The sequence below is a fragment of the Methylibium petroleiphilum PM1 genome, from assembly GCF_000015725.1.
Taxonomy (GTDB): domain Bacteria; phylum Pseudomonadota; class Gammaproteobacteria; order Burkholderiales; family Burkholderiaceae_C; genus Methylibium; species Methylibium petroleiphilum.
On sequence record NC_008825.1, the window covers coordinates 3,144,418 to 3,169,201 of the forward strand.

Sequence of the window (24,784 nt, forward strand, 5' to 3'; positions counted from 1 at the left end):
TCACTGTCCCTCCGCGACGGCCGGCGCACCCTGCGGCGCCGGGTCGACCTTGCGTTGCCTGAACAGGCGCCGTACCACCACGAAGAACAGCGGCACGAAGAAGATGCCCAGGAAGGTGGCCGCGATCATGCCGCCCAGCACGCCGGTGCCGATCGCGTTCTGGCTGCCCGAACCGGCGCCGGTGGCGAGCGCCAGCGGCAGCACGCCGAAGGCGAAGGCCAGCGAGGTCATCAGGATCGGCCGCAGGCGCAGGCGCACCGCCTCGAGCGTCGCCTCGATCAGGCCCTTGCCGTGCTCCATCTGCTCTTTCGCAAACTCCACGATCAGGATCGCGTTCTTCGCCGACAGGCCGATGGTGGTCAGCAGGCCGACCTGGAAGTACACGTCGTTCGACAGCCCGCGCGAACTCGCCGCGATCAGCGCACCGAGCACGCCAAGCGGCACGACCAGCATCACCGAGAACGGGATCGACCAGCTCTCGTACAGCGCCGCGAGACACAGGAACACCACCAGCAGCGACAGCGCGTAGAGCAGCGGCGCCTGCGAACCCGACAGCCGCTCCTCGTAGGACAGGCCGGTCCAGTCGAGGCCGATGCCGGCCGGCAGCTGCGCCACCAGCCGCTCCATCTCCTCCATCGCCTCGCCGGTGCTCCGGCCCGGCGCGGGTTGGCCCTGGATGTTCAGCGCCGGCAGGCCGTTGAAGCGCTCGAGCCGCGGCGAACCGTAGCTCCACTTGGCCGAGGCGAAGGCCGAGAACGGCACCATGTCGCCCTGCGCATTGCGCACGTACCACTTGTCGAGGTCCTCGGGCAGCATGCGGTGCGGCGCATCGGCCTGCAGGTAGACGCGCTTGACGCGGCCCTTGTCGATGAAGTCGTTGATGTAGGAGCTGCCCCAGGCGGCCGACAGCGTGGCGTTCACGTCCGACATCGCCAGGCCCAGCGCTCCCGCCTTGGCCGAGTCGATCTGCACGCTGAACTGCGGCGTGTCGTCCTGGCCGTTCGGGCGGACAGCCACCAGCACCGGGCTCTTGGCGGCCAGCCCCAGCAGCTGGTTGCGGGCCGCCATCAACGCGTCGTGGCCGAGCGCGCCGCGGTCCTGCAGGTACATGTCGAAACCGTTGGCGGTGCCCAGCTCTAGGGAAGCACTGATTTATCCGTGCAGGCCACGATGGCGTGCGGCGAATTCAGCGGCGATGATGCTGCCATGAAGCAGACGAGTTTTGCCACTGCCGAGTACGCCGGCAAGAAGCGCCAGACGCGCCGGGAGCGCTTCCTGGCCGAGATGAACGTGGTGGTTCCGTGGGCGCGGCTTGAGGCGCTGATCGAGCCGCACTACCCGAAGAGCGGCAAGGTGGGCCGACCGCCGATTGGCGTGCCGCGGATGCTGCGCATGTACTTCCTGCAGCAGTGGTACACGCTGGCCGACGAGGCACTGGAAGACGCGCTGTACGACAGCCAGGCCATGCGCGAGTTCATCGGCATCGACCTTGGGCGGGAGAACGTACCCGACGCCACAACGCTGCTGAAGTTCCGCCGCCTGCTCGAGCAGCACGACTTGACGTCGGCCATCCTGGCCGAGGTCAACGCGCACCTCACCGAGCGTGGGCTGCTGATGCGCCAGGGCACGGTGGTGGACGCCACCATCATTGCCGCGCCAAGTTCGACGAAGAACGAGGACGGCAAGCGCGACCCCGAGATGCACCAGACCAAGAAGGGGAACCAGTGGCACTTCGGGATGAAGATGCACTCGGGCGTGGATGCCGAGTCGGGTCTGATCCACAGCGTGGTCTGCACCGCGGCCAACGAGGCTGACGTGGCGCACGCGCACGAACTGCTGCATGGCCAGGAGAGCCAAGTTCACGGCGACAGCGGCTACACCGGCATCCAGAGGCGAGACGAGATCACGACGGCGCAGGAAGAGGGCAGGCTGCGCCAGGACATGGATTGGCGTATCGCCATGAAGCGCGGCCAACTCAAGGCCATGCCCGAAGGGCCGGCCAAGGCGATGCACGAGTGGTTCGAACGGCGCAAGGCTCAGGTGCGGGCCATCGTCGAACACCCGTTCCACGTCATCAAGAACCTGTTCGGCTACCGCAAGGTCAGCTACCGCGGGATCTCCAAGAACGAAGCTCGCGCGAAGGCGCACGCTGCGCTGGCCAACTTGTACATCGCCCGGCGCCGATTGCTGGCCCAAGGCCTCAGTGCGTCTGCTGCATGAACGGGGGCCTGAGAGCGGCCTCGAAGTGCCGCAGAAGGGGCTCATCGGTGCCACTTCTGAGTTCACGAGTCGCCATCAACGCCCGCTGTCGGCCGAGTCGCGGTCACGAAGCGGGTTGATCAGCGCTTCCCTAGCACCGCCGGCGGCGCGAAGGCAAAGCCCATCGCGTCGCGGAACTGCGAGAAGGCCTTCATCGCCCGCGCCGCCACCGCCTTCACGGTGTGGTCGGCGCCGGGGCGCTCGCTCCAGTCCTTCATGCGGATGAAGCCGAGTCCGACGTTCTGGCCATTACCACCGAAGCTGAAACCGGCCACGGTGAACAGACCCTGCACCGAGTCCTTCTCGGTCTCGAGGAAGTGGTGCTCGACCTGGCGCAGCACCTTCAGCGTGCGCTCCTGCGTGGCGCCGGCCGGCAGCTGGATCTGGGTGAACAGGATGCCCTGGTCCTCGTCGGGCAGGAAGGCGGTGGGCAGGCGCGTGAACAGCCACGCCACCGCCAGCAGCAGCACCCCGTAGATCAGCAGGTAGCGCAGGCTGCGGCCGAGCATGCGACCGACGATGCCCTGGTAGCCCTTGCTGCTGCGGTCGAACATGCGGTTGAAGGCGCCGAAGAAGCCGGTCGTCTTGCCGTGGTCGCCCTGCGGGATCGGCTTGAGCAGCGTCGCGCACAGCGCCGGCGTGAGCACCAGCGCCACCAGCACCGAGAGCACCATCGATGCGACGATGGTGATCGAGAACTGCCGGTAGATCACACCGGTCGAACCGCCGAAGAAGGCCATCGGCAGGAACACCGCCGACAGCACCATCGCGATGCCGACCAGCGCGCCGGTGATCTGGCCCATCGATTTCTTGGTCGCCTCCTTCGGCGACAGGCCCTCCTCGCTCATGACCCGCTCGACGTTCTCGACCACGACGATCGCGTCGTCGACCAGCAGGCCGATCGCGAGCACCAGGCCGAACATCGTCAGCACGTTGATCGAGAAGCCGGCCACCGCCATCACGCCGAAGGTGCCGAGCAGCACCACCGGCACCGCGATCGTCGGGATCAGCGTGGCGCGGAAGTTCTGCAGGAACAGGTACATCACCAGGAACACCAGCACGATGGCCTCGGCCAGCGTCTTCACCACTTCCTCGATCGACAGCTTGATGAACGGCGTGGTGTCGTAGGCGACGATGGCGTCGAAGCCGGCGGGGAAGTAGGGCTTGAGCGCATCGATCCTGGCCTTCACCGCGTCGGCGGTGGCCAGCGCGTTGGCGCCGGCCGCGAGACGGATCGCCAGGCCCGCGGCGGGCTTGCCGTTGTAGAAGGACAGGCTGGTGTAGTTCTCGCCACCGAGCTCGACGCGCGCCACGTCCCGCAGGCGCACGGTCGCACCGCCGGCGGCGGTGCGCAGGATGATCTGCTCGAACTGCTCCGCGGTCTGCAGCCGGCTCTGCGCGGTGATGGTCGCGTTGATCTGCTGGCCCGGGGCCGCGGGCAGGCCGCCCAGCTGGCCGGCCGAGACCTGGGCGTTCTGGGCCCGCACCGCCGTCGCCACGTCGGCCGGCGTGAGCTTGTAGTTCAGCAGCTTGGCCGGGTCGAGCCAGATCCGCATCGCGTACTGCGCGCCGAACAGCGTGACCTCGCCGACGCCGGTCACGCGGCTCACCGTGTCCTGCACGTTGGCCGCCACGAAGTCGGCCAGGTCGGTGCGGGTCATGCTCGGGTCGTCGGAGACGAAGCCGACCACCATGATGAAGTTGCGCACCGACTTCGTGACCGTCAGACCCTGCTGCTGCACTTCCTGCGGCAGCTGCGCGGTGGCGAGCTGCAGCTTGTTCTGCACCTGCACCTGGGCGATGTCGGGGTTGGTGCCGGCCTGGAAGGTCAGCGTGATCTGCGCGGTGCCGGCGGCATCGCTGTTCGACGCGATGTAGCGCAGGCCGTCGAGGCCGGTCATGCGCTGCTCGATCACCTGCGTGACGGTGTCCTCCAGCGTCTTGGCCGAGGCGCCCGGGTAGGTCGCCGTGACGGTGATCTGCGGCGGCGCGATGCTCGGGTACTGGTTGATCGGCAGGCTCAGGATCGAGAGTCCGCCGGCCAGCATGATGACCAGCGCGATCACCCACGCGAAGATCGGCCGTTCGATGAAAAAGCGAGCCATGGTGTGGTCCCCTGTCGCCGCGCTCAGGTGCCGCTGGCCGCCGCAGGGGCCGGCGTCGCAGCGGACGCCGCGGCGCCGGGCGCCGAAGCCGCGGGAGCCGGCGCCGAGGCGCCAGCGCCCGGCACCCGCTCCACCGCCTTCACCTGCGCGCCGGGGCGGGCCTTCTGCAGCCCCTCGAACACCACCTGGTCACCGGCCTTCAGACCCGCATCGACCAGCCATTCGTTGCCGACCGAGCGCGGCACCTGCACCGCGCGCTGCGCGACCTTGCCGTCGGCCCCGACCACCATCGCGATCGCGTTGCCGCGGTTGTCGCGCGCCACGGCCTGCTGCGGCACCAGGATCGCGTTCTCGCGCACGCCTTCCTCCAGCACCGCCCGCACGTACAGCCCCGGCAGCAGCAGTTGCTTGGGATTGGGAAAGGTCGCGCGCAGCGTCACCGAGTTGGTCTGCTCATCGACCGTCACATCGGAGAACTGCAGCTTGCCGCTCACCGGATACAGCGTGCCGTCGTCCAGCTTGAGTTTCACCGAGGCCTGGTTGGCCGCGTCGGTCTTCAGGCGTCCGGCGGCCAGTTCGCGGCGCAGTCTCAGCAACTCGGCGCTGGACTGCGTCACGTCGACGTAGATCGAGTCGAGCTGCTGCACCGTCGCCAGCGCCTGCGCCTGGTTGGCGGTCACCAGCGCGCCCGGGGTCACGCTGGACTTGCCGATGCGGCCGGAGATCGGCGCAGTGATGCGCGTGTAGGCGAGGTTGATGCGGGCGGTCTCGAGGGCAGCCTTGGCGGCGGCGACATCGGCCTCGGCCTGCAGGGCGGCCGCAATGGCTTCGTCGGCCGCCTGCTTGCTGACCGCGTCGATCTGCACCAGCTCCTTGTAGCGGTCGGACTTGGCTTGCGCCGCCACCACGTTGGCCTGGGCCCGGGCGAGCGTGGCCTGGGCGCTGCCGAAGGCCGCGCGGAAGGGCGCGGGATCGATCTGGTACAGCGTCTGGCCCTTGCGGACATCGCTGCCTTCGCGGAAGTCACGGGTCAGCACGATGCCGCCGACCTGCGGCCGGACCTCGGCCACCAGCAGCGCGGAGACACGGCCGGGCAACTCGTTCTGCAGCGACACGGTGCGCGGCTTGATGGTCAGCACACCCACCTCGGCCGGCGGCGGGGCAGCCGGCGCGTTGGCCGCGCCGCCGCGGCTGCAGGCCACCAGCAGGGCCGCCAGGGACAGGACGGCCATCTGCGCCCCGTGGCGCATCGAAACTCGCGGGAAAACCATCTGGCACCTCGTCGGGTCGGGGCGCGCCACGGCAGCGACGGCTCCCAGATTGATGATCAGAACGCTCTGAATAAACGTTCATTCTCACATCGGGAAAAGTCCTCTGCCACGGCTTGGGTATCTGCCAGCCACCGCCCGTGCCGACCGAGGGTCAGCGCCCGGGCGAGCCGTAGCCGCCGCCGCCGGGCGTCTCGATCACGAACACGTCGCCCGGCTCCATCGCCACCGATCCCAGCGGCCCGAGCTCCTCGATCGCGCCACGCCGGCCGTCCGTGCCGGGCGCGCGCTCGACCCGGTTGATCCCCAGCGCGCCGGCCTCGCCGCCGGCCAGCCCGAAGGCCGGCACGCGGCGGCCGTTGCTGAGGATGCTGGCCGTCATCGGCTCCAGGAAGCGCAGGCGCCGCACGCCGCCGTCGCCGCCCCGGTGACGGCCGGCACCGCCCGAACCGTGGCGGATGGCGTAGCTGTCCAGCCGCACCGGGAAGCGGAACTCCAGCACCTCCGGGTCGGTGAGCCGGGAGTTGGTCATGTGGGTCTGCACGACGGCCGTGCCGTCGAAGTCGGGGCCGGCGCCGCTGCCGCCGGCGACCGTCTCGTAGTACTGGTGGCGCTCGTTGCCGAAGGTGAAGTTGTTCATCGTGCACTGGCTGGCCGCCATCACGCCGAGCGCGCCGTAGAGCGCATTGGTCACGCACATCGAGGTCTCGACGTTGCCGGCCACCACCGCCGCCGGCGGCCGCGGGTTCAGCAGCGAGCCTTCGGGCACCACCACCCGCAGCGGCTTCAGGCAGCCGGCGTTGAGCGGGATGTCGTCGCCCACCAGCGTGCGGAAGACGTACAGCACCGCCGCCATCGTGACCGACTTCGGTGCGTTGAAGTTGCCGTCGTCCTGCTGGGGGCTGCTGCCGCTGAAGTCGATGCAGGCGCTGCGCGCGGTGGCATCGACGCTCACCTGCACCGCGATCTGCGCGCCGTTGTCGAGCGGCAGCGTGTAGCGGCCGTCGCCGATCGTCGCGGCCAGCGCCGTGACGACGCGGCGCACGCTCTCCTCGGCGTTGTCCTGCACGTGCTGCATGTAGGCCTGCACCGTCTCCAGGCCGACCTGCGCCACCAGCGCGCGCAGCTCCTGGGCGCCCTTCTCGTTGGCGGCGATCTGCGCCCGCAGGTCGGCGAGGTTCTGCGCCGGATTGCGCGCCGGGTGCGGCCCGGCGCCCAACACGGCCAGCAGTTCGGCCTCGCGCAGCCGCGGCGTGGCACCGCCCTCGACGAGCCGGAAATTGTCGAACAGCACGCCCTCGTCGTCGATGCGGCGCGAGAACGGCGGCATCGACCCCGGCGTGATGCCGCCGACATCGGCATGGTGGCCGCGCGAAGCCACGTAGAACAGCGGCCTTTCTCCCTCGCCCTCCGGGAGACGGCTGGAGTGAGGGGCCAGGAACACCGGCGTCACCACCGTGATGTCCGGCAGGTGCGTGCCGCCGTGGTAGGGGTCGTTGAGCACGAACACGTCGCCCGGCAGCAGCCGAGGGTTGCGGGCGATCACGGTCTTGATCGACTCGCTCATCGAACCCAGGTGCACCGGCATGTGCGGTGCATTGGCGATCAGCTCGCCGGCAGCGTCGAACAGCGCGCAGGAGAAGTCGAGCCGCTCCTTGATGTTCACCGAGTGCGCGGTGTTCTGCAGCCGCAGGCCCATCTGCTCGGCGATGTTCATGAAGAGGTTGTTGAAGACCTCCAGGCGCACCGGGTCCACCGCGGTGCCGAGCGCGGTGCGCAGCGCGCGCGGTCGCACGCGCGCCAGCTCCAGCGCGCCCTGCGCCGTCACGCGGGCCTGCCAGCCCGGCTCGACCACCGTCGTCGCGTTGCGCTCGGCGATGACGGCCGGCCCGTCGATGCGTGCGCCGGGCTGCAGCGCTTCGCGCCGGTACAGGCCGGCGTCCTGCCAGGCGGCGCCGGCCTCGCCGTCGGTCGCGCCGTGCAGGCGCACCGTGGCCAGCGGCGCCGCAATGTGATCGGCACCTTCGGCCGCAGCAGGCGTCGGCAGCGGCTCGCCGGCACCCACCGCCTCCACCGACACCGCCTCGATCACCAGCGCCCGGCCCGCCATCAGGAAGGCATAGCGCTGGCGGTAGGCAGCGTCGAAGCGCGCGCGCAGCGCCGCCTCGTCGCCGTCGGCCAGCACCAGCGCCGTGTCCGTGCCTTCGTAGCGCACATGCACGCGGCGCAGCACCTCGATGCGCGACGCAGCCACGCCCTGCGCCGCCAGCGCGGCCTCCGCCTCGGCCGCCAGCGCATCGAGCCGTTCGCCGGCGGCGGCCAGGCCTGCCGCATCGAGGCGGCGCTCGACCGCCGCCTCGCGCATCGCGGTCTGGTCGGCCAGACCCATGCCGTAGGCCGACAGCACACCGGCCAGCGGGTGGATGAAGACGCGCGTCATGCCCAGTGCGTCGGCGACCGCGCAGGCGTGCTGCCCGCCGGCGCCGCCGAAACACTGCAGCGTGTAGCCGCTCACGTCGTGGCCGCGCGCGACCGAGATGCGCTTGATCGCATTGGCCATGTTGGCCACAGCGATCTGCAGCGCGCCGGCGGCCACGTCCTCCGGCAGCGTGGCACGGCCGGTCGCCACGGCGAGCTGCTGCGCCAGCGCGCCGAAGCGCTGCACCACGCCCTCGGCGTCGAGCGGCTCGTCGCCGCGCGGCCCGAACACCGCGGGGAAATATGCGGGCTGGATGCGCCCGAGCAGCAGGTTCGCGTCGGTGGTGGTCAACGGCCCACCGCGGCGGTAGCAGGCCGGGCCGGGATCGGCGCCGGCCGACTCAGGCCCGACGCGCAGCCGGCCGCCGTCGAAGCGCACGATCGAGCCGCCGCCCGCGGCCACCGTGTGAATGCTCATCATCGGCGCCCGCAGCCGCACGCCGGCCACCTGGGTCTCGAAGGCGCGCTCGAACTCGCCTGCGTAATGCGACACGTCGGTCGAGGTGCCGCCCATGTCGAAGCCGATCACGCGCGTGTGGCCGGCTTCGAGTGCTGTGCGCACCATGCCGACGATGCCGCCGGCCGGACCGGACAGCACCGCGTCCTTGCCCTGGAAGCTCTCGGCCTGCGCCAACCCGCCCGAGCTCTGCATGAAGTACAGCGGCACGCCGGGCATCTGCGCGGCCACGCGCTCGACATAGCGGCGCAGGATCGGCGACAGGTAGGCGTCGACCACGGTGGTGTCGCCACGCGACACGAACTTCATCAGCGGGCTGACCTCGTGCGACACCGACACCTGCGTGAAACCCAGCTCGCGCGCGATGCGCGCCGCCGCCGCCTCGTGCTGCGGGTAGCGGTAGCCGTGCAGGAAGACGATGGCGCAGGCACGCAGGCCGGCGTCGTGGGCCGCCCACAGGCGCTCGCGCAGCGCGGCCTCGTCGAGCGGCTCGACCACCTCGCCGTGCGCGCCCATGCGCTCGGCCGCCTCGACCACGCGCTGGTACAGCAGTTCGGGCAGCACGATGCGGCGGTCGAACAGCCGCGGCCGCGCCTGGTAGGCGATGCGCAGTGCGTCACGGAAACCGCGGGTCGTGACCAGCAGCGTCGGTTCGCCCTTGCGCTCCAGCAGCGCATTGGTCGCCACCGTGGTGCCCATCTTCACGCACTCGACCTGCGCGACGGGGATGGCCGCGCCGGCCGGCAGGCCCAGCAGGCGGCGGAGACCCTCGACCACCGCGTCGTCGTATTGCCCGGGGTTCTCGCTGAGCAGCTTGGCGGTGTGCAGGCGACCGTCGGGTGCGCGGCCGATCACGTCGGTGAAGGTGCCCCCCCGGTCGATCCAGAACTGCCACCGTCTTGCGTCCATCGCCTCGCGTTCCCTCCAGGCCACCCCGGGCGCGTGCCGGTTCGCCGCGCCCTTCGGGGCATCCTACCGGCGAGCGGCAGATCTGCCGGCCGGAATGCCCGCTTTTCCGGCGTTCCCGCTCGCGGGGCCTCCTTACGATGCCAGGGCGACCATGCCTGTCGCCTGCCCTTGCCACACCGCCCCGCCGACCCAACGCCATGACCGATCTCTCGCTGCCGCCGATGACGCCGCCCCGCAAGGCAGGTGCCACAGCGCCCGACAGCCAGCAGGACGCCGCGCGCGCCGGGGCCTTCAGCTGGCCCACGCCGCCGTTCGCCGGCTATCCGCAGGCGGGCGCGCCCGGACAGGCCGAGCCCTGCGCCATCGAGGGACTCAACGGCAAGCTCATCAGCGGCCGGCTGCTCAGCTTCTCGCCGGCGGACGAACTGGCGAGCGTGCAGATCCCCCCCGCACGCTCGACGATGCCGCTGAAGTTCGCGCGCTTCCGTTCGCTGATGCTGACGGAGCCGCTGGTCCCGACCGCACCACGCAGCGACGATCCGCACGCCGCCGTGCTGGCACACCGCCCGCGCAGCCGCTACAAGCTGGAGATGAAGTCCGGCGGCCCCATCGTCGGCGAGACCATCGGTCACGTCGAGACCGCCTTCGGTCTGTTCCTTTTCACGCCGCTCGACGACAGCGGGCGCGTCACGCGGCTGTTCGTTCCGAGCGAGGGCATCGCCTCGCGCGAGATCGGGCCGCGGCTCGGCGACCTGCTGGTCGAGAGCCAGGCCGCCACCGCCGAACAGGTGAACGAGGCCGCCCAGATGCAGCAGAGCCTGCGCAAGCAGAAGCTCGGCGACATCCTGGTCACGCAACGCAGCGTCACCTCCGACCAGCTGCTCGAGGCCATCGTGCAGCAGAGCCGCATGCCGATGGTGCGCATCGGCGAGGCGCTGATCGCGCTGGGCATGATCGACCATCAGCAGCTCGACGAGGCGCTGGAGCAGCAGAAGGTGGACCGCGGCGTGCCGATCGGCGAGCTGCTGGTGCGCCTGGGCCGCGTGTCGCGCCAGGACCTGCAGACCGCGCTGGCGCGCAAGATGGGCTACCCCATCGTCGACGCCAGCAGCTTCCCGATCGAGGCCGACGCGCTGCGCAAGCTGCCCTTCCCGACCGCGCAGCGCCTCAACGCGCTGCCGCTGCTCCTGCGCGACACGACGCTGGTGGTGGCGGTGGAAGACCCGTCCAAGCGCGGCGCGCTCGACGAGATCGAGTTCGCCAGCCAGTGCAAGGTGGCCCCGGTGCTCGCGCGCCACCACGACATCCAGGCCACGCTGCACAGCGCCTACTCGCGCATCGGCGTCGAGATCGCCGGCCTGGCACTCGACGACGGGCCCGAGCCCGAGCCCGCGGACGCCGGCAAGCTGCTGGAGAGCCTGGAGCGCGAGGGCGCCGACCAGAACGCCCGCGAGAACGAGAAGCAGATCGAGCAGAGCGACAACTCGCTCGTGCGCCTGATCCACACGATGATCATCGAGGCCTACACCCAGGGCGTCAGCGACATCCACATCGAGAACTACCCGGGCCGCGAGAAGCTGAAGATCCGCTTCCGCAAGGACGGCGTGCTCAAGCCCTACCTCGAGCTGCCGCACACCTACCGCAACGCGATCATCGGGCGCATCAAGATCATGTGCGACCTCGACATCTCCGAGCGCCGCAAGCCGCAGGACGGCAAGATCAACTTCGCCAAGTTCTCGGCCCAGCACAAGCTTGAGCTGCGCGTGGCCACGATCCCCACCAACAACGGCCTCGAGGACGTGGTGATGCGGCTGCTGGCATCGGCCAAGCCGGTGCCGCTGGAGAAGCTAGGGTTCAGCGAGCGCCACCTGTCGCAACTCAAGACCGCGATGGAACGCCCCTACGGCCTCGTGCTGTGCGTCGGTCCCACCGGCTCGGGCAAGACCACCACGCTGCATTCGGCCATCAGCCACATCAACCAGCCGGAACGCAAGATCTGGACGGCGGAGGACCCGGTCGAGATCACCCAGGCCGGCCTGCGCCAGGTGCAGGTGAACCCGAAGATCGACTGGACCTTCGCGAAGGCGCTGCGCGCCTTCCTGCGCGCCGACCCGGACGTGATCATGGTCGGCGAGGTGCGCGACGGCGAGACGGCCCGCATCGCTGTCGAGGCCTCTCTGACCGGCCACCTGGTGCTGTCCACGCTGCACACCAACAGCGCGCCGGAGACCGTGACCCGCCTGCTCGACATGGGCATGGACCCGTTCAACTTCGCCGATTCGCTGCTGCTGGTGCTGGCACAGCGCCTCGTTCGGCGCCTGTGCACCGAATGCCGCGTGAGCCGCCCGATGACCGAGGCCGAGATCGAGGTGATGCTCGACGATCACCTGTTCGTGCAGCATCACGCCGACCCGGAGGCCGTGCGTGCCAGCGTCCGCGAGGGCTGGCTGGGTCGCTTCGGCCGCGACGGCCGACTGATGCACCACCACAGCCCCGGCTGCCCGGCCTGCGGCCACACCGGCTTCCGCGGCCGCTGCGGCATCCACGAGCTGATGCCGATGTCGCGCGAGCTGCGTCGCATGATCCAGACTGGCGCCCGCGCCGAGGAGCTGCAGCAGTTGGCCCTCAGCGAGGGGATGCTGACGCTGCGGCAGGACGGCATCGAGAAGGTGCTGCAGGGTCAGACCTCGATCGACGAGGTTCGCGCCACGAGCAATGTCTGAGGTCCGTCCGGCACGGCATGCCGCCGCGCTGACAAGCCCGTCACCCCGGGTCAGGCTGAGCTGTCGACGCAGGCCGGCGCTCTGCTGTGCATCACGTCCTTCATGATCCCCAGGCTCGCGAACAGGCGTGCCACGTCGAGCACCTGGATCATCAGGTGCCCCTCGTTGGCCTTGATCAGGTGCGACACCAGCGCCGGCGCACCACCGCGGAGCTGCGGCGCCCGCGTGATCTGTTGCGCCGCGAACGCCGGTACGCCGTGAAGCTCGCTGACCAGCAGGCCGATCTCGACCTCCTGGTATCGCAGCACCACGACCTGGCTGGTGTCGCTGATCACCGTGGGCAGACCGCCCAGCAGCGAGCCAAGGTCGAAAGCCCACAGATAACCCTCGACGTGCCCCTCGCGCCGACGCGCCAGCATGCCGATGCGGTGCGGCACCTCGCCCGTCGACACGGCCGTCAGGTGCCACGCCGGTAGCGCCTCGATCACGTGCTCGGCCGGCAAGGCCATCAGCGCTGCATCGATGAAGAAGGTCGCGAACTCGGCGCCGCTTGCGACGGTCGATCCCTCGGTCAGCCGCGTGAGCGCCCGGTGCCGCGCGGTGAGCTGCGGGGTGCGCACCTCGCCGAGCGACTGGAAGGCCACCGCCAGCACATCCTCCACATACCCGTCCGTCCGCTTGAACTCGCGATAGCCGTTGGAAACCGAGCAACCGACCAGGGTGTAGCGTCCATCGCGCACGATCACTCGCGACGCGCTGCCGCCATTGCCCAGTGTCAGGAACTCGGGCGGCAGGTCCAGCGTGCCGCCGACGGCGACCGACGCGTCGGTGCTGGCGATGACGCGGCCGCGTCGATCCACGAACAGCGCCGACATGTCGGCCTGGGCACCGATGCCGTCGCTCAGCATCGCCTCGAACTCGCGCGCCGAGTTGAAGGCGATGCCGATGCCGCCGACCACCGCGGCCTCGTCGTCCAATGCACGCACCGCGGCGTGATAGACATACGTCGGCAACCCGTCGCAGAGCGCAGACGGAAGGAATGGCGTCACGTGATAGGACTGCGAGTCGGGCAGCGCCAGCACGGCCCGCAGTGTGTCGTCCTCGATCCTGCCGTCGACAACGCTGCCTTGCGCGCGCGGCTCGCTCGCGGCGACGATGCGCCCGTGGCTGTCGTAGACGACCAGCCGCGTGTAGACCGTGTAGAGCGCGTGGATGCCTTCGAGCAGCGCGGTGAGTGCACGGCGTGCCGGCTCGTCGAGCACCGGCTGTGCGAGCGCGCTGCGCAGCTCGGGTGTCATCGCCCACCAGCGGCAGTCGTCGGAGCGCTCGTAGAGGTTGCGGTCGAGCAGCTCGACCAGCAGTTGTGTCGTGAACTCCGCACTCGCGAGACTGGACGCGAGCACCGTGTCGTAAAGATCGCGGATCGAACGCGCGAACAGCTCGTTGCTGCGTGCGCCGGTGTCACTGATCTGCTCCAGCACGGTCTTGAGGCGATGCAGGTCACCGCCCTCGCCGGCTGCCATCACCTGGCCGTTCCACACCACGCGCCGGATGCCGTCGGCAGCGGTGACGATTTCGTAGAGCGGCGGGCAGAAGCTGCGCGCATGCGACAGCAAACCTTCGGCGACGGCCTCGTCGAGGCGCTCCAGCACGCCCCCGGCGCGGCCGCTGAAGGCGACTTCGAGCGGGATCATCACCTGGCTCTGCCAGCCGGGAGGCCCGGCGTAGCCCTGGTAGCCGTCGGACACGAAGGTCTGGACCAGGTAGGTGCGCCCGGCATGGATGCACAGCTCGGGCTGCGCCGAGCGGTTCACCGGCACCACCGTGCCCAGCGGCAGCCATTGCTCGTCGGCCGACGCGATGATGCGGTCGTCGGCGTCGAGCAGCATGATGTTGGAGCGGCCGTCCCGGCCATGGCGCGATGCGAAGATGCTCGCCATCTCCTTCTCGAATCCGAACACCAGACACAGGACACCGACCGGCTGCCCGTCGCGCGGGTCCAGCATGCGCCGCGAGTAGACGAGCGAGCGCGGCCTGCCCGGCCGCAGGTCGGTCGCACGGAAGCTCTCGACATAGGTGTCGCTCGCCAGCGACCGAGCGATCAGCGGATCGCCGCTGCCCTCGATCGGCGAATGGGCGTCGATGTGGGCCAGCACACCGCCGCGGATGTCGAGCAGCACGATTTCGTCGTAGACGGTGTACTTGTCGCGGTACGCGCGCAGCCGCTCGACCACGGCCTCGCGCGTGCCACCGATGCCGGCGACGTAATCGCACAGCTCGCGGTCCGTCGCGAGGAAGCCGACATCGGCGGTTCGCTCGTAGAGGTTGCGCACGATGATGTCGATCACATGGCGCGCGCGGGTGCCCAGCTCGGCCATCACGTTGGTCACCTTCTGGTGCACGAGGCTGCTGACCAGCTCCGTTTCGAGGCGCTGGAATCCCTCGCGCGTGGCGGCCATCATCGGCAGGATGCCGCCCGCATCTTCGGCGCAGTTCATCTTGGTCGACGCCTCGATCATGCGCCACGTCAGGTTGAGTTCACGCAGCGATTCGTCGCAGCGCACCACGTCCCGCATGTGCGGGAGGAACCCATCTATGTCCATTCTTGTGCTTGCTGTCCAGCCCGGCAGGCCGATGCGGCGCTGCAGCAATGTCCATGCCCGGGGCGACGTGCGCCGAGCCGTGCGGGCTAGGCGGCTGCGTCCAGCGGCCGCAGCGCAGCGTCGACCGAGCGTTGCGCCTGCTGCACCGCATGCAGCAGCTCGTTCTGGCCCAGCACCAGCGCACGCGCATAGCGCTGGCTCACGCGGGCCAGCGCGGCCGCCGCCGCCGAGGCCCCGGCCCGTGCCTCGCGCGAGGCCATCGCGGCCGCGGCCTCGACGGCCGCGCTGGCCAGCAGACGCAGCGTGTCGGCTCGGTGATCGGGCGCACGCACCGGGGCTTCCAGAGACACACGCCGCATCGCATGCAGCACCGTCTCGTCGAAACCCCAGTGGCGCGCGACGGCCATCGCCAGCGCGTCGAGCTCCACGCCGATCACGGCGCAGGCCGCCGCCGCTTCGGACATGCCGCGTGCGCCGCCCGGCTCGGGGTCGACCAGGCGGTGGATCTGTTCGGCTTCCTCGGGGAAGTGGTAGCGCACGAGCAGCGTGCCCAGGCTCTGCAGCAAGGCGAGCAGGAAGGCTTCTTCGCCGTCCATGTCGGCCGGGCACAGCGTGCGCGCCACGTGCGCCGCGACGCGCGCCTCGCGCAGGCTCGCCGCCAGCGCGACGGCGTTCGTTTCGGACAACGCACCCGGCCACGGCCGCAGGCCGTTCGCCACCGGCCGCAGGCCTTGCACGCCGAACAGCTGCACCGCGCGCCGCACGGTGGTCACGCCACCGCTCGCGTGCGCCGCGAACTGAGCCGCGTTGACCTGGCGCAGCAACTCGAAGGCCAGCGCCGGGTCCTGGATGATCAGTTCCGCCATCTCGTCGATGCGCTGCTGCTCCATTGCCACCACCGCGGACACACGGCCCAGCAGACCCGGCAACGCCGGCAGGTGGCCCACGCTGTGCAGGCGGTCGAGCAGGAGGCCGAGCACACCATCGCCACCGGCCGCCTGCGCGTCCAGCCAGCCCTGCAGCGCGCGCTGAAGACTGCGCGCGCCGAGGTAGCGGCGCTGCGGTTCCCGCTCGGTGGCGCGGTTGGCAATGGCACGCAGCGCATCGGGCACCGGCTGCGGCGTGGTCCAGCCCAGGCGCACGATCTCGCGGTCGAGCCGCGCCAGGGCCGTGGGCGGGTCGGCCTCGTCGAGCGCCGGCTGGCCGGCGAGCAAGCGATGCAGCAGCAACCCGCAGGCCTGCAGGTCGCGCGCGCCGGCATCGCGTTGCGTGCGCAAGGCGTCGGGATCGACGGCCAGCGCCGAGCCGCTGGCCGCGGCGGCCTGCGATGCCGAGGCATCGGCGCCGGGCAGCAGCAGCGCGCGGCCCTGCGGATCGATGAGGACGCTGTAGCCGCCCACGTCGCCGTGCGCCAGGCCGGCCTCGTGCATGAAGGCCAGACCCTGCAGCAGGTCGCACAGCCATTGCGCGGCCTGCACCGGCGAGGGCATCTCGCCACCGGCCAGATGGGCGTCGAGCGTGAGGCCGGCCAGCGCCGGGCCCGCCAGAAAGGGCCAGCGTTCCTCCACGCCGACGTCGACGATGGGCAGCAGTTGCGGATGGCTCAGGCGGGCCACGTGGCGCGCGCCGCGCAACCACGCCTCGAGCGTGGCTGCGTCGGCCGGTTGCTGGCGCGGCAGCGTGAGGTAGCGGTCGGCGCCGGCCGCCGGGTCATGAGCCAGCCACAGCATCGTGCGGCTGCTCTTGCCGAGCAGTTGCCGAAGCTCGAAACGACCGAGACGCCGGGTCGTGGACGAGCCGGCCGGCAGGGCGCCGGGCGTGGTGGTCGGGGCAGCGAGCATCGGCATGGGCACAGTGGTCACGCGATTGGACCCTGGAGCGCGCGCCGGTGAAGCCGTGAACTGCGGGGTCCGGACGGGTCTGTTCATGGCGCCGGGGCCCGCCGTTCCTATACTGGCCCGACCTGACCCTGCCCTGGAGTGTTCACCGATGAAGCTTGCCCTGCTCGGGACCGGACTGATGGGCGCGCCGATGACGCGCCGCCTGTGCGCCGCCGGCCTCGACGTGACCGTGTGGAACCGCACACGCGCCAAGGCCGAGGCCCTGGCGTCGGCCGGTGCCCGCGTGGCCGACACGCCGGACGCGGCGGTGCGAACGGCCGAGCTCGTGATCACCATGCTCGAGCACGGCGACATCGTGGAGGAACTGCTGTTCGCGCACGGCCTGGCCGACGCGCTGCCACGCGGCGCGCTGCTGGTGGACATGAGCTCCATCCGGCCGGCGCAGGCGCGTGCCCACGCCGCCGCGCTGGCCGAGCGCGGCGTGGCCCATCTCGACGCCCCGGTCTCGGGCGGCACGGTGGGCGCCGAGGCCGGCACGCTGGCCATCATGGCCGGCGGCGAGGCGGCCGACTTCGAGCGCGCGCGGCCGGCGTTCGCCCCGCTCGGCCGCGCCACCCACGTGGGCCCGCACGGCGCGGGGCAATTGGCCAAGCTGGCCAACCAGATGATCGTGGGCATCACCATCGGCGCCGTGGCCGAGGCCCTGCTGCTGGCCGAACGCGGCGGTGCCGACCCGGCCAAGGTGCGCGAGGCCCTGCGCGGCGGCTTCGCCGACAGCCGCATCCTCGAGGTGCACGGCCAGCGCATGGTCGAGCGCGACTTCGCCAAGCGCGCCGCGATCACCGTGCAGATCAAGGACCTGCGCAACGCGCTGACCACCGGCGCCGAGCTCGGCTTCGACGCACCGATCACCCAGTTGTTCGAGCAGCTGTACCGCAGCGCCGCCGACCACGGCTGGGCCGACGCAGACCACGCCGGCCTCTGGCTGGAACTGGCACGACGCAACGGCATGAAGTGAGCGGCGATCGGCTACAATCCGCTCCGTCGTGGGGGGGTAGCTCAGCTGGGAGAGCGTCGCGTTCGCAATGCGAAGGTCGGGAGTTCGATCCTCCTCCTCTCCACCATCCACAGAGTCCCGGACTTCCCGCCAAGTCCTCGACGAACACAAAAGCCCTGGAGCGCCGATGGCCCCAGGGCTTTTTCATGCCCGGCCTTGCCGCCCCGGCACCCCACTCACCTCACCGGCATGACCGCCGGCACGCCCTGGTCCTTCAGCAGGAACACGACGAACTTCGCCGGTTCGGTCTGGCTCGCGTTGCGGCCCACGACGTGGATGTCATCCGGCGCTTCGTAGAAGCCTTGTCCCGGCTCGAGCGTCACCGCGGGGCCGCCCTTCACCTGCATCACGATCGCTCCCTCGAGCACATAGACGAAGGCATGCGCGTTGTGTCGATGGATGGCGTCAGCCCCGCCCGGCGGGTACTTCACCGTGAGCACCAGCCCTTCCTTGCCGGTCAGGTCGGCCAGCGGCCTGGACATGACCTGCTCGACGTGGGCAGGCGGGGCCGCCTGGGAGCCCGGCGCAGCGAGCATGGCGCCAGCGAGCAGGAGGGGAGCAGCGAGCGTCTTCGTCATGAGGAACTCCAAACGGAAATGAAATGCCGCGCTGATGCACCGCCGCGCATCACGGCACGATGACGTGGTCGGGGTTGGCAATCGCGAAGGCGGCCTCGCGATCCGCCTGGGGCGGATAGATCCACTGCGTGTTGATCGTCTGCTTCGTGGCCTTGCCGACCTCGCGCGTCAGCTTGATCTGGCGGTCCCAGCCTTCGGTGAAGAGGGCGCCCCAGGGCCCCAGATCGAGACAGGTCACGTACTTCGGCTGGCTGTAGGGGTGGGTGGGCAGGCCGACCAGTTCGGCGGCAGCGTTGTGGCCCGCCACGCGGCCCAGGCTCAGCGCGTGCTGGCAGGACATCGCCGCGTGATGGCCCTCGTCGTCGGTGGCCGCCAGCGCGACATCGCCGGTGACGAACACGTCCGGCACGCTGCGAGCCCGCAACTGCGGGTCGGCGTGCACGCGCCCGTAGCGATCGTGTTCGCCCTCGATCTGCGCGGCCAGCGGGTGGGCACGGGCACCGGCGGTCCACACCACGGTGTGGGTCGCGATGCGTTCGCCGCTGGAGAGGGTCACGCCGTCGGTGTCGATCGCCACGACCCCCGCGGAGGTCCTCACCTCCACGCCGCACTCGGCCAGGGCCGACTCGATCACCGGGCGAGGCACCGGCCCGAGATCCGGACCGATGACCGGTGCCTGCTCCACCACCACGACACGGATCTTCGCGCCCGGACCGAGGATGTCGCGCAAGCGCCGCGGCATCTCGGTCACGGTCTCGATGCCGGTGAAGCCGCCACCGGCCACCACGACCGTGTTGCGCGCGGCCGTCTCCGGCCGCTCGGCCAGCGAGCGCAGATGGGCGTCGAGGGTCATCGCGCTGGCCAGTTGATCGACATTGAAGCTGTGCTCGGCGAGACCGGGCACGTCAGGCAGGAACAGCCGGCTGCCGGTCGCCAGCACGAAGCGCTCGTAGGGCAGCGTGCTGCGCCGGCCGTCGGCGCCGGTCACGTCCACCTCGTGCCGCTCCGTGTGGACGGCGTCCACCACCCCGGCAAGGTGGCGGACACCGACCGCCGCGAACAACGGCGCAAGGTCCGGCGCCATCTCCTCGAACGCGGTCTCGTAGAGGCGCGGGCGGATGTGCAGATGGGGCGTGGGCGACACGACGAGGATCTCCACGTCGCGCTCCCGACCGGCCAGCGACACGGCCCGAGCGGCCGACAGCGCCGCCCACGTCCCGGCGAAGCCCGAGCCTGCGATCACGATCTTCTGGGTCATTCGATGCTTTCTTGATGAGGATAAAAGTGGCGAGGTTCCGGCGCTCGAAGAAGACGCGCAGGCATGCGGCGGCGCTCCCGATGGGCCGGCAGGCCTCCGGGCAAGCGGTGCCGATCAGGGGGTGGGACGCTCAGTTCACGGGTCGTGATCGCGCCGCAGCGGCGCGATCGGCACGGTCCTGGCGGTGCCGCGCGACTGGCCGCGGTCGCTCAGCCACGCCTGCACGTCCGGGCCGAAACGCGTCGGCGCCTTGCGGCCCAGCGTGAGGGCCAGGCCGGCGAGCGTTTCCTGGGCCAGGGCGTCGCGCATCGACTTCTCCGCACGCAGCATCACGGCGTGGATCGCGCAGACGCCGCCGGTCGCCCAGCGCGGCGCTTCGCCCTCGAAGACGGCGCAGCGACCGCGGATCTCCTGGCAGTCGAACAGGGGCTTGTCGCCCTCGATCGCGTCCACCACGTCCAGCACCGTGATGCGCTCCGCCGGCCGCGCCAGGCGGTAGCCGCCGCGCACGCCGGCGCTGGCCGCCACGATGCCGGCCTTCTCCAGCTTCGGGAAGATCTTCGCCACGAAGCTGGGCGAGATGCCCTGCAGTTCCGCCAGGTCGCGGCTGCTCGGTTGCGTCTCGCCGGCATCCACCAGCCAGAGCAGGCAATGGAGGCCGTATTCGACACTGCTGGTGAGGTGCGCCATAACGCAGACTATATTTGTCCGCGTTCAATGGCGCAAGCGAAATCCGTCGCGGCGGCCCGCGCTACGGCGGCAGTCTGCGCGCGGGAGAATCTGCACGCATAGACACGCAGTGCGGTTCGAATCGCTGGCTCTTGGTCAATGGATGGAAGCGATCGATGTCTGAGCAATGGCGCGTCAATTCGCACTGCCAAGAAAAACGGGCCAGCCCTTGTGAGGCTGACCCGTTGTTTCGTCGAGCAGATCTGGTGCGGCTGGCAGGAATCGAACCCACGACCCCTTGGTTCGTAGTTTCGGCCACGCCGCTAAGTTGTTGATTTATCAGGGGTTGAAGCCGTCCGTTCCCACTCATTTTGCCCTGTTTTGGACAGTTCCGCCCAGGAAAGTCACCCAAAAGTCACCCAGACCAAATCGCCGCCGAACGGGACTGCCAATAGGGTTTCCGGTCCCACTGGGACCAGAACTCGGCGCCCGGATTGCGAGACCACTTGCTGTCTGCACCGGGCTGTGCCTCTGACGGCTTAGTTCCCTATCGATCGCCGTGCTTTGAGTCGCGCGCTGAAAGCACAGCAATAGCTCCCGCCTCAATGACGCGTCGAGCATCCGGCGCATCCATCCGATGACCCGTAGCGATGTAGTCTGCCTTGGCCTGCACGAGAGCATCGGCCACTACGTCGACCGAGAAAGTCGAGAGTTCAGGCCTGCGTTGCATCGCTATACGCGCTGCCTGCCGAGCCTGCTGGGCGCGGAACTGCGCCAAGCTGTCGCGAGCACGAGTGCGATCCCGCGTAAACATGCGTTCCGTCCCGTCGCTCAACGGGCTCTGCCACTGGCTCGCCGGCTGGGGGTGGCGATCGATCGATCCTGCTGCTCGCCCGCGCAATCGCTGTGCCTCGGCACTGATCCGATCTGCGGCCAGACTTTTGGCTTCCCTCTCTGCCGCCAATCGGGCCTCAACATCCGCGACGAAGGCTGCCGTATCCGCAATCATCAGGGCACGCTCTTCAGGGGTCAGGCGCCGACCGTCGAAGCCTGCGATGGTCGCGCCGTGCCTGGTGGCCTCCTCATGCCCGGACAGGCGCCCGTAGCATCCGGAACCAATGACGCGAATGGTGCCGGTGGAATCACGGATCACGTGCACAGCCTTGGCAATGGCTCGGCCGCAGCCTGGTGCTTGGCAGACCAGCTTGCGCGACTCGTCCACGCTTGCGACAAACAGGAGCTGCGCGACATGCATGTGGACCACTATAGGTCTCCTGCCCGGAAGGCGCACTTCTGCCGCGCGTCGCCGCTCCAGAGGGGGTCTATGCCGACGTCGGTTTCATCGGCACGCAGTCCTCGAACCCAACGTAGGCGCGCTCCATCTCGGCTGCTGTTGCGACATCAGCGGTCGACGCGAGCCGCGCGAGCAAGCGGCAGGCGATGTGTGAGATGCCATTCGAGTTACGCACGACCTGCGCGGCAAGTTCCACGGGGAAGCCGTCGGTGCGCTGCAGCGGGTGGATGCCACCATGGACGAACGAGTTCATTGCCTTCCACTGGTTGACCCGAATCTCTTCCAGCGGAATCACCAGACCCATGAGCTGTGGATTGAGTCCTGCGCGTGCCTTGATGGCATCCAGCATTCGCTCCGGGCCGTCGAGGTTTTTGGCTGCCTGTTCGCTGTCCGGATCAAGCGGGCGATTGAGCCGATCGACCTTCTCGCTGGGGGCAGCATAAAGCGCCCAGGCACCACGCAGTACAGCTTCGTACTGTGAGCGCAGCAGCGCGCAGGCAGAGTTTGGCGCCCCTGAACTGAACAAGACTCGAAGTGCAGCGCCGTGCTCCAGCGCGAGAAGCGCCGCCCGTCGCGCGGCCAGCCCACGCGGGTCGTCGCGCAACTCGGCAACTTGCTGGAGCACCGAAGCAAGTCGACCCGCGAACACGCCGGATCGTTCGAGAAGCCTGTCGAAGTCGAGTTGGGAGGTCATCGCGCGGTGGCGATGGTCCCACGAAAGTGGGCGGAGAAGTCAGTCTGAGCTCGCAACTGCCACCCGCTTGCCTGGCTCAATCAACCGGGTGTGTAGCCCTGCCTACTCGCCCCTGCTGAAGCGTTGGCGTGCCTGCTTCACAAGCGCCGTAAGCGACTGACGCTGTTTGTCATCGAGGCTCGGAGGCACGTGCACGCGGTAGTACTTAAACCCGGTGTCGTAAGCCATCATTTCAAGTCCCGCCTCGGTCATGGCGTCATGCGTCTCCTGCTCCTTGGGGAGCTTGATCGACATGATGACGTGCGCTTTCCTCGGCACAAACGTCACGAAGTTCATCGCAGCTCCATCAACCCCGATCCCGATGTAGTGCTTGTTGTACTTAAGGGTCGCCTTAGGCTCAACCTGGCGCACGACCTTTTGCAGCAGGTCCTCGACGATCACCAACGATTTCTGTGAGCCCTTCTTCTCCCACAGGCTACGGTCAGCAGGCTCCGCAACCGGCTCGTCCTCGTCAACCAAGCCGTAGCTGATCTCGTCCAGCACCTTCACGAAGGTCAGCGCGTACCCCTCGCCGACTTTGTACACGGTCATTTTCAGAGCGATCAAAGGGATCGCACCGTTGAACAGCTGGATCACGTTCAGGAAGCGCGACGTGATCTCTTCCGCGACGATGACCGCAGCATGCTCGTACTGCGGATACCGCCTGCGCTCGATGTCCCAGTATTCGATGGTGCGGATGATGTGACTCTCGTCGGTCGCTCCGAGCTGGATCTCGACCTCGTACCGCTTAAGGGTGTCCGGGTCGTACAAGAGGAGGTCCAACCTGCCACCGGCTGCCTGCGTCCGCTCCTTGTCCTTCACCTCAAGCTCGCCGATGCCCAGGATCGTCGGGTCTTCAGCGATTTGATCCTGGACCCACTTCTCAGTGAGCGTGGGGTGCTTCCTCAGGTTGACGACTTCGAGCTTGACCGACATGCGCTGCCTCCTCGTCGGGCATTGTGCGACACGGAGCCAGGACACCAACTCGCGCTCAGACAGCCCGGCCGCAGCGTCGTCAATGATCTGGCCTGCCAGTGGATGTGGTGTCCGGCCCGGCCATTGCCTTCACCGACGAAACTAGAATGCAATCAGGAAATTCCACCGAACTCCCAGCACTCGGCTACGCTGCCGCCAAAAATAGATCGAAGCGCTGGGCCAACCGATCGCGATCGGGGCTATCTGTGTTCCGGTGAGGGAGGTGCAGTTGGCCACCATGTAAGCGCTTTAGCGCTTCGAGCATTGGCCCGTCGTTCTGCGATAGCAGGCGCTCGGCGACGTGAACTCGGTAGTCCGGATCAATGCCAATCAGGTGAGCGTCGAACGCCGCGTGGTGAATCTTCGACAGCGGAATACCGTTCTGAACCACCGGTTGCCCCAGCCGTTCGTTCCTGTCCGCCACGATGTGGGCGGCATCGAGCAGCAAAGGTTCGGGCAGGCCGGACAGCGCGCAACGGCCGCGGTATGCGGTAATGACAGCGTCGCGGAACGTCGCTTGATGCAGCCGCTGCTGCACCGTGCGAAGAGCATAGCGTCGCTCCACGGCATCGACAGGTGGTGCGGCGTCCACGGCGGTGACATCGGCGGCAAACGCGACCCCTGCCTTGCAAGCGACTGCGCCCCAATCAACGATGAAGGCCGGCATGACAGCCTCATACCGTCCAGGAGAGACTCCGAGGAAGTAGATGATCGGCGTCTTCTGTTCCATCGCCTCGCGAAGCCATCGGTTCTCGGCCACATCGGCGTTCGTGCCCATGAACGCGTAGTCGATGGTCTCTTGCCCAGAATAGATCTGGCCGTGGACCTCGCGCTGGTCGTCGTACCAAACGCGCGCACCAGGCTTAGGAAACACGGTTCGGATCGATAGCAGGTGCTCCATCTCCTTGGGCTTGAAGATCCCCCGTTGCGGGTTCACCAGGGGGAAGCGTTGACCATCGGAGACGAAGCCCTTGGCCAGATCGGCCGCGGTGAGCTGGTCGTGGACTGACTGGAGCCGGCGTATGTGATCAAACGCGGCCTTTCGCATTGATGGCTGGCGGGTGGCATCCATGGCGCGAGCTTATCCGCCACAGGTCACGACTGGGTTTCCCAGGGAGGCAATCGCGACCTACGGAGGCTCCCATGGGCACCAAACGATGCTTGGCCTGCGCCGATGACTTCGACCCCTGCCCTCGCGTCGCTGCACAGAACTACTGCAGCCGACCGGAATGCCAGCGCGAACGCCGCAGCCTCTGGCAGAAGGACAAGCGCGCGAACGATTCCGACTATCGAGGAAATCAACTCGCGTGCCAGCGCCGATGGCGGGAGACGCACGGGGACTACTGGAAGAAGTACCGGGAACAACACCCCGACTACGAGCAGCGAAACCGTGAGCTGCAACGCGGGCGCAATGAAGCCATCAAGGCCGCTCCGGTTGCAAAGATGGACGCGATAGCGCCTGCCGGTTCACTGCGCTCCGGCAGGTACCGACTACGCGCATGTGGCTCCAACGGCGTTGCAAAGATGGACGAGTGGATCGTGCAGATCGTCGTGCTGACAAGGGCTTAACTCTTGCG

At 68.9% G+C, this 24,784-nt stretch carries 15 protein-coding genes, 1 tRNA gene and 2 pseudogenes; 5 read left to right on the forward strand and 13 right to left on the reverse strand.

From position 1 onward, the window contains the following. Positions 1 to 1,146, reverse strand: a pseudogene (locus MPE_RS14955) (efflux RND transporter permease subunit); the annotation flags it as partial. Between the two features lie 60 nt (positions 1,147 to 1,206). On the opposite strand from MPE_RS14955, the gene MPE_RS14960 reads away from it, so the two are divergent. Next, complete coding sequence (locus tag MPE_RS14960) at positions 1,207 to 2,220, forward strand: IS5 family transposase (RefSeq protein WP_011830032.1); 1,014 nt, start codon at positions 1,207 to 1,209, stop codon at positions 2,218 to 2,220. Between the two features lie 131 nt (positions 2,221 to 2,351). Here MPE_RS14960 and MPE_RS14965 read toward each other — a convergent pair. The 3 genes and pseudogenes from MPE_RS14965 to MPE_RS14975 form a co-directional block, all read right to left on the reverse strand. Next, a pseudogene (locus MPE_RS14965) lies at positions 2,352 to 4,364 on the reverse strand (efflux RND transporter permease subunit); the annotation flags it as partial. Positions 4,365 to 4,387: 23 nt separating this feature from the next. Further along, a complete protein-coding gene (locus MPE_RS14970; protein WP_237706330.1) occupies positions 4,388 to 5,596 on the reverse strand; it encodes an efflux RND transporter periplasmic adaptor subunit in 1,209 nt (402 codons plus the stop codon). A 190-nt stretch (positions 5,597 to 5,786) separates the two neighbouring features. After that, the gene (locus MPE_RS14975; RefSeq protein WP_011830549.1) at positions 5,787 to 9,476 is read right to left on the reverse strand and encodes a hydantoinase B/oxoprolinase family protein; all 3,690 of its coding nucleotides are present in this window, start codon (positions 9,474 to 9,476) and stop codon (positions 5,787 to 5,789) included. Positions 9,477 to 9,673: 197 nt separating this feature from the next. On the opposite strand from MPE_RS14975, the gene MPE_RS14980 reads away from it, so the two are divergent. Further along, positions 9,674 to 12,199, forward strand: coding sequence for a GspE/PulE family protein (locus tag MPE_RS14980; protein ID WP_011830550.1), 2,526 nt, complete (start codon positions 9,674 to 9,676; stop codon positions 12,197 to 12,199). A 50-nt stretch (positions 12,200 to 12,249) separates the two neighbouring features. On the opposite strand, the gene MPE_RS14985 is transcribed toward MPE_RS14980, so the two are convergent. Then, on the reverse strand, positions 12,250 to 14,802 hold the full coding sequence (locus MPE_RS14985) for a chemotaxis protein CheW (RefSeq protein ID WP_148210964.1): 2,553 nt from the start codon (positions 14,800 to 14,802) through the stop codon (positions 12,250 to 12,252). Between the two features lie 86 nt (positions 14,803 to 14,888). Then, complete coding sequence (locus MPE_RS14990) at positions 14,889 to 16,664, reverse strand: serine/threonine protein kinase (RefSeq protein WP_158304624.1); 1,776 nt, start codon at positions 16,662 to 16,664, stop codon at positions 14,889 to 14,891. Positions 16,665 to 16,728: 64 nt separating this feature from the next. Here MPE_RS14990 and MPE_RS14995 point away from each other — a divergent pair, with 64 nt between their 5' ends. Beyond that, positions 16,729 to 17,661 carry an NAD(P)-dependent oxidoreductase gene (locus MPE_RS14995; protein ID WP_011830553.1) on the forward strand — a complete coding sequence of 311 codons (933 nt, stop codon included), beginning with the start codon at positions 16,729 to 16,731 and terminating at the stop codon, positions 17,659 to 17,661. A 30-nt stretch (positions 17,662 to 17,691) separates the two neighbouring features. Further along, positions 17,692 to 17,767: transfer RNA gene (locus MPE_RS15000), tRNA-Ala, on the forward strand. Positions 17,768 to 17,876: 109 nt separating this feature from the next. Here MPE_RS15000 and MPE_RS15005 read toward each other — a convergent pair. The 7 genes from MPE_RS15005 to MPE_RS15035 all read right to left on the reverse strand — a co-directional run bounded on the left by MPE_RS15005 (position 17,877) and on the right by MPE_RS15035 (position 24,279). Next, on the reverse strand, positions 17,877 to 18,278 hold the full coding sequence (locus MPE_RS15005) for a cupin domain-containing protein (RefSeq protein ID WP_011830554.1): 402 nt from the start codon (positions 18,276 to 18,278) through the stop codon (positions 17,877 to 17,879). 49 nt (positions 18,279 to 18,327) lie between these two features. Further along, positions 18,328 to 19,536 carry an NAD(P)/FAD-dependent oxidoreductase gene (locus MPE_RS15010; RefSeq protein WP_011830555.1) on the reverse strand — a complete coding sequence of 403 codons (1,209 nt, stop codon included), beginning with the start codon at positions 19,534 to 19,536 and terminating at the stop codon, positions 18,328 to 18,330. A 135-nt stretch (positions 19,537 to 19,671) separates the two neighbouring features. Continuing rightward, positions 19,672 to 20,226 (reverse strand): RrF2 family transcriptional regulator, encoded by a 555-nt coding sequence (locus MPE_RS15015; protein WP_011830556.1) that lies wholly within the window; start codon positions 20,224 to 20,226, stop codon positions 19,672 to 19,674. 526 nt (positions 20,227 to 20,752) lie between these two features. After that, positions 20,753 to 21,469: a hypothetical protein gene (locus tag MPE_RS15020; RefSeq protein ID WP_041929712.1), complete on the reverse strand. Its 717-nt coding sequence runs from the start codon at positions 21,467 to 21,469 to the stop codon at positions 20,753 to 20,755. Positions 21,470 to 21,527: 58 nt separating this feature from the next. Continuing rightward, positions 21,528 to 22,193: a DUF6988 family protein gene (locus MPE_RS24040; RefSeq protein WP_041929713.1), complete on the reverse strand. Its 666-nt coding sequence runs from the start codon at positions 22,191 to 22,193 to the stop codon at positions 21,528 to 21,530. Between the two features lie 102 nt (positions 22,194 to 22,295). Beyond that, positions 22,296 to 23,168 carry a hypothetical protein gene (locus MPE_RS15030; protein WP_011830560.1) on the reverse strand — a complete coding sequence of 291 codons (873 nt, stop codon included), beginning with the start codon at positions 23,166 to 23,168 and terminating at the stop codon, positions 22,296 to 22,298. Between the two features lie 184 nt (positions 23,169 to 23,352). Then, the gene (locus MPE_RS15035; RefSeq protein WP_011830561.1) at positions 23,353 to 24,279 is read right to left on the reverse strand and encodes an HNH endonuclease; all 927 of its coding nucleotides are present in this window, start codon (positions 24,277 to 24,279) and stop codon (positions 23,353 to 23,355) included. 71 nt (positions 24,280 to 24,350) lie between these two features. On the opposite strand from MPE_RS15035, the gene MPE_RS23370 reads away from it, so the two are divergent. Next, on the forward strand, positions 24,351 to 24,776 hold the full coding sequence (locus tag MPE_RS23370) for a hypothetical protein (protein ID WP_011830562.1): 426 nt from the start codon (positions 24,351 to 24,353) through the stop codon (positions 24,774 to 24,776). Positions 24,777 to 24,784: the final 8 nt, after the last annotated feature.